Annotated in this window: 9 protein-coding genes; 7 read left to right on the top strand and 2 right to left on the bottom strand. The window is 68.1% G+C overall.

All coding sequences use genetic code 11. From position 1 onward, the window contains the following. Both FV228_RS10220 and FV228_RS10215 read right to left on the bottom strand, forming a co-directional pair. Window positions 1-544 (bottom strand): response regulator (locus FV228_RS10220; RefSeq protein WP_147854523.1); only part of this gene is annotated, 544 nt, incomplete at its 3' end. Next, the gene (locus FV228_RS10215) at window positions 537-3,911 is read right to left on the bottom strand and encodes an ATP-binding protein (protein ID WP_147854522.1); all 3,375 of its coding nucleotides are present in this window, start codon (window positions 3,909-3,911) and stop codon (window positions 537-539) included. The genes FV228_RS10220 and FV228_RS10215, both read right to left, overlap by 8 nt. 254 nt (window positions 3,912-4,165) lie before the next feature. On the opposite strand from FV228_RS10215, the gene urtA reads away from it, so the two are divergent. The 7 genes from urtA to FV228_RS10180 form a co-directional block, all read left to right on the top strand. Then, window positions 4,166-5,434: an urea ABC transporter substrate-binding protein gene (gene urtA, locus FV228_RS10210; protein WP_147854521.1), complete on the top strand. Its 1,269-nt coding sequence runs from the start codon at window positions 4,166-4,168 to the stop codon at window positions 5,432-5,434. 270 nt (window positions 5,435-5,704) lie between these two features. After that, window positions 5,705-6,631, top strand: coding sequence for an urea ABC transporter permease subunit UrtB (gene urtB / locus FV228_RS10205; RefSeq protein ID WP_058191212.1), 927 nt, complete (start codon window positions 5,705-5,707; stop codon window positions 6,629-6,631). Window positions 6,632-6,641: 10 nt separating this feature from the next. Continuing rightward, entirely contained in the window at window positions 6,642-7,814 is a 1,173-nt protein-coding gene (gene urtC, locus FV228_RS10200; RefSeq protein ID WP_147854520.1) for an urea ABC transporter permease subunit UrtC, read from the top strand. Window positions 7,815-7,821: 7 nt separating this feature from the next. After that, window positions 7,822-8,607, top strand: a complete 786-nt coding sequence (gene urtD / locus FV228_RS10195) for an urea ABC transporter ATP-binding protein UrtD (protein WP_147854519.1) — start codon at window positions 7,822-7,824, stop codon at window positions 8,605-8,607. Between the two features lie 2 nt (window positions 8,608-8,609). Then, a complete protein-coding gene (urtE, locus tag FV228_RS10190) occupies window positions 8,610-9,374 on the top strand; it encodes an urea ABC transporter ATP-binding subunit UrtE (RefSeq protein ID WP_238261004.1) in 765 nt (254 codons plus the stop codon). 230 nt (window positions 9,375-9,604) lie between these two features. Further along, window positions 9,605-10,834: a formamidase gene (gene fmdA, locus FV228_RS10185; RefSeq protein ID WP_147854518.1), complete on the top strand. Its 1,230-nt coding sequence runs from the start codon at window positions 9,605-9,607 to the stop codon at window positions 10,832-10,834. Window positions 10,835-10,992: 158 nt separating this feature from the next. After that, window positions 10,993-11,214 (top strand): zinc ribbon domain-containing protein (locus FV228_RS10180; RefSeq protein ID WP_147854517.1); only part of this gene is annotated, 222 nt, incomplete at its 3' end.

Below are 11,214 nucleotides of genomic sequence, written 5' to 3'. Positions count from 1 at the left end.
GTGCGAGCCCCCCGGACGGATCCGAGCCGAGACCGGCCAGCAGCCGCCCGGCCTGCGGGGTCGCCCACAGCACCGCACCCGCCTCCGAGACCGCGAACAGGGTGCGCCCGGCGGTGTCGAGGGCGGCCCGGGCGCTCTGAGCGGCCCGGGCGCTGGCAAGATGCACGCGGATCCGGGCCAGGATCTCGTCCGGGGCGATCGGCTTGGTGACGTAGTCGATCCCGCCGGCGCTCAGGCCCTTCACAATGTGCTCGGTCTCGCTCAGCCCGGTCATGAAGATCACCGGCACGCCGGCGATCTGCGGCTTGGCCTTGAGCCGCCGACAGGTCTCGAACCCGTCCATGCCCGGCATCATCGCGTCGAGCAGGATCACGTCCGGCGTGATCTCGTCCACCAGCGCGAGGGCGAGGTCGCCGCCCACCGCCACCAGCACGGTGGCGCCCGAGCGCTCGATCGCCTCGGTGAGGAAGCTCAGCGTGTCGGGGGAATCGTCCACCACCAGGACGACGTCGCGGCTCGGCTGGTTGGTCGGCACCTCAGCCATGGCGGGCGAGTCCTTGCAGGACCGAGAGGTAGCGGCGCAGGTCGTAGCCCTCCACGAGCCCGCGCATCTGGGCCACGAAGGCGGGGGGCACCGTCGCGTCGCCCTCCATCTGGGCGAGTTTCGCCTCGATGGCCCGGATATGGCCGATCCGGCCCAGGCGCAGCAGCTCGCCGACATGCTCGGGCCCGGGATGGCCGATCCCCGCGAGCGCCGGGGCCGGCTCGCGCAAAGCGGGCGTCGCGGCGTCGGTCCATTCGAGGTGGAGCAGCTTGCCGATCCGCTCCAGCACGTCGCGCAGGTCGAACGGTTTTGCGAAGATCGCGTCGTGGGGGGCGTCGTCGCCGCGCACCGGGCTGATCTCGTGGACGTTGGCCGACATCATGGCGATCGGTCCGGTGTGGCCCTCCGCGCGCAGCGTGGCGGCGGCGGCCCAGCCGCTCATGCCCGGCATGGCGATGTCGAGCAGGATCAGGTCGATCCCACCCTTCGCCACCGCCGCCAGGCATTCCGGCCCGGAGCCCGCCTCGATCACGGAGATCCCGTGCGGCTCCAGAATCGCCCGCATCAGGGCGCGGTGGGCGGTGTCGTCGTCGGCCACCAGGATTGTGCGGCGGGCGCCGGCATAGGCCCGTTCCGGTGCGGAGGCCGGGGCGGCCACGACGATCGGGGCGGGCTGGGCCACGGAGGCCAGCATCAGGCGCAGCCGGGCCTGGGTGCCGCCGCCGGGGGCCGCCGCCACGGTGATCTCGCCGCCGAGCAGCTGCGCCAGCAGGTCCGCGATGGTGAGCCCGAGCCCCGTCCCCGGGGTGCTGCGGGCGGCCGGGGTCGAGCCCCGCTCGAACGGCTGGAAGATCCGCGCCAGATCGGCCTCCGGGATGCCTGGGCCGGTGTCGCGGATCGTGAACACCGCGATCTGGCTGCGATAGCTCAGATCCAGCGAGACGGTGCCCGACGGCGTGAATTTGATCGCGTTGGACAGGAGGTTGAGCAGCACCTGGCGCAGGCGCTTCTCGTCGGTGGCGACCACCGCCGGCAGGATCTCCGGCCGCGCAAATCGGAATTCGAGGCCCGCCTCCCGGGCCTGGAGCCGAACCATGTCGACCAGCTGGTCGAGGAACTCGGTGAGCCGGACCTCGTCCCGGTGGATCTCGAGCCGTCCGGCCTCCATGCGCGAGATGTCGAGCAGGCCATCGATCAGCCCGGAGAGATGCTGGGCGCTGCGCCTGATCACCCGGATGCCGTTGAGGCGCGGCGCCGGGATCGCGGGATCGGATTCCAGCAGCTGCGCGTAGCCGAGCACGGTGGAGAGCGGCGTGCGCAGTTCGTGGCTGATGCCGACCACGTAGCGGCTCTTGGCGAGGTTTGCGGCTTCCGCACGCTCCTTGGCCTCCTGCAGCTTGGCATCGGTGAGCTTGTGAGCCGCGATCTCGGCCTCGTAGAGCGCGGTCTGGCGCATGGTCTCCGACTGGGCGACCCGCCGGCTCTCCTGGGCGAGCACGAACAGCCACGCGACCACGCCGAGGATCACCACCAGGATGAAGAACACGCTGGTCAGCGCGGTGCGCAGGACCACGCGATGCTCGGGATGCGCGATGGTGGCGCCGGCATGGACGATCCCCAGGATCAGGGCGATCACCGCGCAGAGGGTCAGCATGACCGCGAGGTAGCGGCCGAGCGGCGCGCCGATCCAGGCCGCCGTCCGGCCCGGCAGGATCCGGCCGAGCGCCTGCTGCGCCTGCGCCTCCAGCCGGCCGTGCGGCTTGCACAGGTCGCCGCAGCGGGCGTCGAGCGAGCAGCACAGGGAGCAGATCGGGGCGTCGTAGGCCGGGCAATGGGCCATGTCCTCGCCCTCGAACGGCAATTCGCAGACCCGGCAGGTGACCTCGCCCGCCCCCCAATCCCGCTTTGGGGTCCGGGCGAGATACCAGCGGCCGGCCGTGGCCCAGGCGATCACCGGGGCCGCCACGAAGGCGGTCGCCAGCGTGAGGAGCGGCGCGAAGGGCTGCAGCGCGTGGCCGAGCAGGCCAGCATAGGCGAGGCCGCCGATGGCGAGCGCCAGCACCATGGCGCCGGTCCCGACCGGGTTGATGGCGTAGAGATGGGCGCGCTTGAACTCGATGCCCGGGGGCGAGAGGCCGAGCGGCTTGTTCACCGCGAGGTCGGCCGCGAGCGCGCCCACCCAGGCCGAGACCACGGAGGCGTAGAGCGGCAGGGTGCTCTCGATGGTCTTGTCGATGCCGAGCTCCATCAGGAGCACCGCGATCGCCACGTTGAACACCAGCCAGACCACCCGGCCCGGATGGCTGTGGGTCAGCCGGGAGAAGAAGTTCGACCACGCGATCGAGCCGGCATAGGCGTTGGTCAGGTTGATCTTGAGCTGCGAGACCAGGACGAACAGCCCGGTCAGAAGCAGGGCCGCCCGGCCGCCCTCCCCGGTGACGTAGCCGAACGCCACCGCGTACATCCGGGTCGGCTCGGCGGCGTGCTCGGGCGGGACGCCGTGCCCGAGCGCCAGGACGGCGAGGCCGGCGCCGAGCAGGATCTTGAGCATGCCGGGCACGATCCAGCCGGCGCCGCCCGAGAGCACCGCCAGCCACCAGCGCCAATCGCGCCGGCCCACCGGCTCCGGCACGAACCTCAAAAAATCGACCTGCTCGCCGACCTGAGCGAGGAGCGCCAGCAGCACCCCTGTGGCCAGCCCGAACCGGCCGATGTCGAAGGCGGCCCCGCCGCCGTCGAGGCCCGGGAAATCCGCGAGCGCATGCAGCGGCGCCGCGCCTTGCGCTGCCACGAAGACCAGCGGCAGCAGGCTCAAGGCCACCCAGAGCGGCTGCGTCCAGATCTGGAAACGGCTGATCAGCCGGATGCCGTAGACCACCAGCGGGATCACCGCGGCGGCGCAGACGAGGTAGCCGATGCCGAGCGGCAGCCCGAAGCAGAGCTGCAGCGCCAGCGCCATGATCGCCGCCTCGATGGCGAAGAACAGGAACGTGAAGCTCGCGTAGATCAGCGACGTGACCGTGGAGCCGAGATAGCCGAACCCGGCCCCCCGGGTCAGCAGGTCCATGTCGAGCCCGTAGCGGGCGGCGTAGACGGTGATCGGCGCCGCGGTGGCGAAGATGATCAGGCCGACGACCAGCACCGCCGCCAGCGTGTTGGGGAAGCCCGCCGTCAGCGCCAGGGTCCCGCCGATCGCCTCCAGCGCCAGGAACGAGACCGAGCCGAGCGCCGTCTGGGCCACCTGGAAGCCGGACCAGCGCCGGGCCTTCTTGGCGGTGAACCGGAGGGCGTAATCCTCCAGGGTCTCGTCGGCGACGAAGCGGTTGTAGTCCCGGCGGATCGGGATGATGCGCTGGGGGCCGCTCATCGCGGCCCTGTCCGGCACATGGAGTTGCGGCCGCGCGCACGCGCGCGGAAAGAACCCGGCGCCGGGGCGCCGCCCACGCTCTCCGCCCTCGCTCCCAACTGTCCCTCAGACTCCTGCGCCGCGATGGTGCGCTCGATGCAAGAGAACGGCCATACGCAAAACATCGTATAGGCCGCAGCGTGACCGAAGACCTAGCCTGGACTGGTCGATCCGGGGCGCCACGCGAGGCCCGGACGCGAACCAGGGCAGGCACGATGGCTGACGACACCGAGACCGGCGCGAAGAACGGCTTGCATTCCCCGCTGCGGCGCAGGCTGCTGATGGGACTGGCCGGCGCACCGGCCCTCGCGCTGATGCCCCGCGGCGCCTGGGCCGCGGCCCCGACCTCGGCGGTGAACACCACCGGGCTCGCCGTGACCGACACCGAGGTGACCGTCGGCATCCTGCACTCGGTCACCGGCACGATGTCGATCTCCGAGACCGGCGCCCAAGAGGCGGAAAAGCTCGCCATCGCCCAGATCAACGAGGCCGGCGGCGTGCTCGGCCGCAAGATCAAGATCATCCAGGAGGACGGCGCCTCCGACTGGCCGACCTTTGCCGAGAAGGCCAAGAAGCTCCTGGTCAACGACCATTGCGCCGCCGTGATGGGCTGCTGGACCTCGGCCTCGCGCAAGGCGGTGCTGCCGGTGTTCGAGCAGTACAACGGCCTCCTGTACTACCCGACCTTCTACGAGGGCCTGGAGCAGTCCAAGAACGTCTTCTACACCGGCCAGGAGGCGACGCAGCAGATCCTCGCCGGGCTCGACTGGGTCCACAAGGAGAAGGGCGGCGACAGCTTCTACTTCATCGGCTCCGACTACATCTGGCCGCGCACCTCGAACAAGATCGCCCGCAAGCACGTCGAGAACGTGCTCAAGGGCAAGGTGGTCGGCGAGGAATACTTCCCGCTCGGCCACACCCAGTTCAATTCCGTCATCAACAAGATCAAGCTCACCAAGCCGAAGGTGATCTTCACCGACGTGGTCGGCGGCTCGAACGTGGCGTTCTACAAGCAGCTCAAGGCGGCGGGCATCGACCTGTCCAAGCAGGTGCTGATGACGATCTCGGTTACCGAGGACGAGATCGACGGCATCGGCGGCGAGAACATCGCCGGCGCCTATGCCTGCATGAAATACTTCCAGTCGATCGACAACGAGAACAACAAGGCGTTCGTCGCCGCCTTCAAGAAGATGTGGGGCGAGAAGACGGTGATCGGCGACGTCACCCAGGCGGCCTATCTCGGCCCGTTCCTGTGGAAGATGGCCTGCGAGAAGGCCGGGTCGTTCGACGTCGACAAGGTGGTCGCCGCCTCCCCGGGCCTGGAGTTCAAGGGTGCGCCGGAAGGCTACGTCCGGATCGACGAGAACCACCACCTCTGGTCGAAGACCCGGGTCGGAAAGGCCAAGCCCGACGGCCAGTTCGAGATCGTCTACACCAGCCCGGAACTGATCAAGCCGGATCCGTTCCCGAAGGGCTACCAGTAGTCGCCGCCGGTACTTCCCTGCCCTGGCAGGTTCTGATGTTCGCACCGCGGCTTGAGAAGGCCGCGACAAGCCCCCTCTCCCATGCGGGAGAGGGTTGGGGTGAGGGACCAGGTCTTTCCGGGGAGGTCGCATCCCTCGCCCTGTCCCTCTCCCGCACGGGAGAGGGGACCTGCGCCTCAACCGGCATCGTCTGAATCCGGTGGCACCTGGCGGGAAAGACCTCGCTCCGGACGATCACCACACCAGCTAGATCGCGGGAGACACGAGAAAATGTTGGGCGAGTATTCCCTCGGCGACCTCGGCGCGATCTTCGCCATGCAGGGCTTCGCCGGCCTGATCCTGTTCTCGGTCTACCTGCTGATGGCGCTGGGACTGGCGATCATCTTCGGGCAGATGGGCGTGATCAACATGGCCCACGGGGAGTTCATGATCCTCGGGGCCTACGTCACCTATCTCTGCTCGGCGTTCTGCCAGAGCTACCTGCCGGCTTTGTTCCCGGTCTACTTCTTCGTCGCGATGGGGCTGGCGTTCCTCGCCTCCGGGGCGCTCGGCATGCTGGTGGAGTGGAGCCTGATCCGGTTCCTCTACAAGCGCCCGCTCGACACGCTGCTCGCCACCTGGGGCCTGTCGCTGATCCTGCAGCAGGCCTACCGCTCGATCTTCGGCGCCCGCGAGGTCGGCGTCGAATTGCCGTCCTGGCTGATCGGCTCGGTGCAGGTCACCGACACGATCGAGATCCCGGTCAACGGCCTGTTCGTGATGGCCATCACCATCCTGATCACGGTCAGCGTGGCCCTGCTGATCTACCGCTCGCGCTTCGGCCAGCAGGTCCGGGCCGTGATGGCCAACCGCGCCATGGCCGGCGCCGTCGGCATCGATACCGAGAAGGTCGACCGCTACACGTTCGGCCTCGGCTGCGGCATCGCGGGCGTGGCCGGCTCGGCCTTCACGATGATCGGCTCGACCGGGCCGACTTCGGGTCAGCTCTACATCGTCGACACCTTCCTGATCGTCGTGTTCGGCGGCGCCGCGAGCCTCTTGGGCACCATCGCGTCGGCCTTCTCGATCTCGCAGACGCAATCGACCCTGGAATTCTTCCTCTCCGGCTCGATGGCCAAGGTGATCACCCTGCTCGCGGTGGTCGGCATCCTGATGTTGCGGCCGCAGGGCCTCTTCACCCTCAAGGTCCGGCGCTGAGGATTTCCCGATGACCAATCCGGTCCAGACCCTGACCAAGTCGGTCACCGTCAACGACAACCCGTTCATGAAGCCGGTGGAGTGGCTGAGCCTGGCTCTGCTCGCCGGGGTGATCCTGGTGGTCCTTCCCCTGGCGCTCGACGGGTTCCGCCTCAACCTCGTCGGCAAGTACCTGACCTACGCCTTCGTGGCCCTCGGGCTCGTGATCTGCTGGGGCTATGCCGGTATTTTGTCCTTAGGCCAGGGCGTATTTTTCGGCTTGGGTGGGTACTGCATGGCCATGTACCTGAAGCTCGAAGCTTCGAGCGTCGCCAACACGAAAATCCAGTCGACGCCGGGCATCCCGGACTTCATGGACTGGAACCAGATCACCGCGGTGCCGTGGTTCTGGCTGCCATTCAAGAGCCTGCCGCTGACCCTGATCCTGGTGGTGGCGGTTCCGGTCCTGTTCGCCTTCATCATCTCCTATGCGATGTTCAAGCGCCGGGTCGGCGGCACCTATTTCGCGATCATCACCCAGGCGATCGCCGCGATCCTGACGATCCTGATCGTCGGCCAGCAGGGCTACACCGGCGGCATCAACGGCATCACCGACCTGCGCACCCTCCACGGCTGGGACATCCGCACCGACCACGCCAAGGTGATCCTGTACTTCGTCAACGGCGGCCTGCTGCTGGCCTGCATCCTCGCCGCGCAATACGTGAAGAAGTCGAAGCTCGGGCGGATCCTCGTCGCCATGCGCGACAAGGAGGACCGGGTCCGGTTCTCGGGCTACTCGGTGGCGGGCTTCAAGGTCTTCGCCTTCTGCCTGGCGGCCGCCTTCGCGGCGATCGGCGGAGCGATGTTCACCCTGCAGGTCGGGTTCATGTCGCCCTCCTTCGTGGGCATCGTGCCCTCGATCGAGATGGTGATCTACGCCGCGGTCGGCGGGCGCCTGTCGCTGTTCGGCGCGGTCTGGGGCACGCTGCTGGTGAACTGGGCCAAGACCAGCTTCTCCGAGAGCTTTCCGGATCTCTGGCTGTTCGGCCTCGGCGCCCTGTTCATCGCGGTGGTGCTCGCCTTCCCGAACGGTCTGGCCGGCATCTGGCGCGAGCAGATCGAGCCCCGCCTGACCCGCCGGGTGAAGGGTCTGCGCCCCCCCGAGACCACCATCGTCCCGCCCCACGGCGCTCCGGCCGAGTGAGGATGTCATGAACGCCGCGATCCTCTCCTCCCCCGTGGTCGGCGCCGAGGCCGCGCCGCCCGATTACCTCCTCGCCGTCGAGGCGCTGACCGTCTCGTTCGACGGCTTCAAAGCGGTCAACGACGTGTCGTTCTACGTCGACCCTGACGAGATCCGGGTGATCATCGGCCCGAACGGCGCCGGCAAGACCACGGTGCTCGACCTGATCTGCGGGCGCACCCGGGCCAGCGCCGGATCGATCAAGTACAAGGGCCAGGAGCTGACCAAGCTCACCGAGAGCGCGATCGTACAGGCCGGGGTCGGCCGCAAGTTCCAGACGCCATCGATCTACGACGACCTCACGGTGTTCGAGAACCTAGAGATCTCGTTCCCCCGCGGGCGCACCGTGTTCGGCGCCCTCACCTTCAAGCGCGACGCCGAGGTCCGCGACCGGATCCACGAGATCGCCGAGACGATCTTCCTGAAGGACCAGCTCAAGGAGCGGGCCGAGTTCCTGAGCCACGGCCAGAAGCAGTGGCTCGAGATCGGCATGCTGCTGATCCAGGACCCGGAGCTTCTGATGCTCGACGAGCCGGTCGCCGGGATGAGCGTCGGCGAGCGGATCAAGACCGCGGAGCTGCTCAACCAGATCATCAAGGGCCGCTCGGTCCTGGTGATCGAGCACGACATGAAGTTCGTCGAGGACATCGCCCACCGGGTGACCGTGCTGCACCAGGGCAAGGTGCTGTCCGAAGGCTCGATGGAGCGGGTCAAGAACGACCCGAAGGTCATCGAAGTGTATCTGGGACATTGACGATGGGCTCGCTCCAGACCGCGCACCCGCCCCTGGTCAAGGCGCCTCCGCACGTCGCGATTCCCGATGTGGCTCCGGCGCTCGCCGTCCACGACCTCCACGCTGCCTACGGCCAGAGCGAGGTCCTGCACGGGCTCAGCTTCTCGGTGGCGCCCGGCGAGATCGTCGCCGTGATGGGCCGCAACGGCATGGGCAAGACCACCCTGATGAAGACCCTGATGGGCCTCGTGCCCGTCAAATCCGGGACGATCCGGGTCGAGGGCGAGGAGGTCGCGGGGCTCAAGAGCCACGCCCGGGTCGCCAAGGGCCTCGCCTACGTGCCGCAGGGCCGGATGATTTTCTCCACCATGACGGTCCAGGAGAACATCGAGACCGGCCTGACCGTCACCGGCGCCCGCAAGGTGCCGCAGGACCTTTACGACATGTTCCCGGTCCTGCTGGAGATGAAGGGAAGGCGCGGCGGCAACCTGTCGGGCGGCCAGCAGCAGCAGCTCGCCATCGCCCGGGCGCTCGCCAGCCGGCCGAAGGTGCTGCTGCTCGACGAGCCCACGGAGGGCATCCAGCCCTCGATCATCCGCGAGATGGGCCGGACCCTCAAGAAGATCCGCGACGACCGCGGCCTCTCCATCGTGGTCTCCGAGCAGGTCCTGAGCTTCGCCCTCGACGTCGCCGACCGGGTCATCGTCGTGGAGAACGGCGCCATCGTGCACGAGGCGCCCCGCGACGGCATCGACGAGGCGCAGGTCGCCCGGTTCCTGTCGGTCTGAGGATCCGCCGGCTTCGACGCCAGCGAAGGCAATGCCCGGTCCCGGGTCGGACGCGGGTCCCCTCTCCTGAGGGAGAGGGACAGGGTGAGGGGCGTGCCCTCTCCGGAGGGTTCTCCTCCCTCACCCCAGCCCTCTCCCGAACGGGAGAAGGGGGCGTGTCGCGCCGGACAATCTCGCGCGGCCGTCCGTGAAGACTTGGCAGTCAAGATCGCAGCAGGGAGTCGTAAAAAATGCCCGAGACGCTGATCAAGGTCGATCTCACGCAATCGGCCTATGACAACGACCTGGTGCACAACCGGTGGCACCCCGACATCCCGATGGTCGCCACGGTCAAGCCGGGCGACGACTTCATCGTCGAGACCTACGACTGGACCGGCGGTTTCATCAAGAACAACGATTCCGCCGACGACGTGCGCGACATCGACCTGTCGATCGTCCACTTCCTGTCCGGTCCGATCGGCGTCGAGGGCGCAGAGCCCGGCGACCTGCTGGTGGTGGACCTGCTCGACATCGGCGCCAAGCCGGAGAGTCAGTGGGGCTTCAACGGGTTCTTCTCCAAAAAGAACGGCGGCGGCTTCCTCGACGAGCACTTCCCCCAGGCCCAGAAGTCGATCTGGGACTTCGAGGGCCTGTTCACGAAATCCCGCCACGTGCCGGGCGTGCGCTTCCCCGGCCTGATCCATCCCGGCCTGATCGGCTGCCTGCCCGATCCGAAGATGCTGGAGACCTGGAACACCCGGGAGAAGGCGCTCTACGACACCAACCCCGAGCGCGTGCCGGCGCTCGCCACCCTGCCCTTCGGCCCGACCGCCCATATGGGCCGGCTGAAGGGCGAGGCGAAGGACGCGGCCGCCGCCACGGGCGCCCGTACGGTCCCGCCCCGGGAGCACGGCGGCAATTGCGACATCAAGGATCTGTCGCGCGGCTCGAAGATCTACTTCCCGGTCTACGTGCCGGGCGCCGGCCTCTCGATGGGCGACCTGCATTTCAGCCAGGGCGACGGCGAGATCACCTTCTGCGGCGCCATCGAGATGGCCGGCTGGGTGCATCTCAAGGTCGAGCTGATCAAGGACGGCATGGCCAAGTACGGGATCCGGAACCCGATCTTCAAGCCGTCGCCGATCACCCCGAAATACGACGACCACCTGATCTTCGAGGGCATCTCCGTCGACGAGCACGGCGGCCAGCATTATTTGGATGTTCACATCGCCTATCGGCAGGCCTGCCTGAACGCGATCGAGTACCTCAAGAAGTTCGGCTATTCGGGCGCGCAGGCCTACTCGATCCTGGGCACGGCGCCTGTGCAGGGGCACATTTCGGGGGTGGTCGACATCCCGAATGCCTGCGCGACCCTGTGGATTCCGACCAAGATCTTCGAGTTCGACATCAATCCCGGTGCCGACGGGCCGACGAAGTTCCTCGACGGCTCGATCCAGATGCCGCTCTCGCCGGACCTGTGATCTGCCGCCGGTCACGAATGCGACCGGCCCCCTCTCCCGTGCGGGAGAGGGTTGGGGTGAGGGATGCGACGTTTCCGGAAAGACCTGTCCCCTCACCCTGTCCCTCTCCCGCACGGGAGAGGGGACCCGCGCCCTTACATTTCGCCGGGAGCCTCGAAATGCCCGTCTACGATTACGCGTGCCAGGCCTGCGGGCCGTTCACCGCCATGCGGCCGATGGCGGAGTTCAAGGATCCGCACGCTTGCCCGGATTGCGGGGCAGCCTGCGAACGGGCCTTCCGCACCGCACCGCGGATCTCCGGCATGGATGCGGGGCTCAAGGCGGCCCACGCCACCAACGAGCGCAGCCGCCACGCGCCGCGGCGCTCGGCGGGCCACGGC

This window comes from Methylobacterium sp. WL18 (assembly GCF_008040015.1).
Lineage (GTDB): Bacteria > Pseudomonadota > Alphaproteobacteria > Rhizobiales > Beijerinckiaceae > Methylobacterium > Methylobacterium mesophilicum.
This window is presented reverse-complemented; position numbering and strand designations above follow the sequence as displayed.

Excerpts from the sequence above, each read along its gene's own strand:
- FV228_RS10215 (WP_147854522.1), bottom strand. The coding sequence starts at position 3,911 with ATGAGCGGCCCCCAGCGCATCATCCCGATCCGCCGGGACTACAACCGC.
- urtA (WP_147854521.1), top strand. The coding sequence starts at position 4,166 with ATGGCTGACGACACCGAGACCGGCGCGAAGAACGGCTTGCATTCCCCG.
- urtB (WP_058191212.1), top strand. The coding sequence starts at position 5,705 with ATGTTGGGCGAGTATTCCCTCGGCGACCTCGGCGCGATCTTCGCCATG.
- urtC (WP_147854520.1), top strand. The coding sequence starts at position 6,642 with ATGACCAATCCGGTCCAGACCCTGACCAAGTCGGTCACCGTCAACGAC.
- urtD (WP_147854519.1), top strand. The coding sequence starts at position 7,822 with ATGAACGCCGCGATCCTCTCCTCCCCCGTGGTCGGCGCCGAGGCCGCG.
- urtE (WP_238261004.1), top strand. The coding sequence starts at position 8,610 with ATGGGCTCGCTCCAGACCGCGCACCCGCCCCTGGTCAAGGCGCCTCCG.
- fmdA (WP_147854518.1), top strand. The coding sequence starts at position 9,605 with ATGCCCGAGACGCTGATCAAGGTCGATCTCACGCAATCGGCCTATGAC.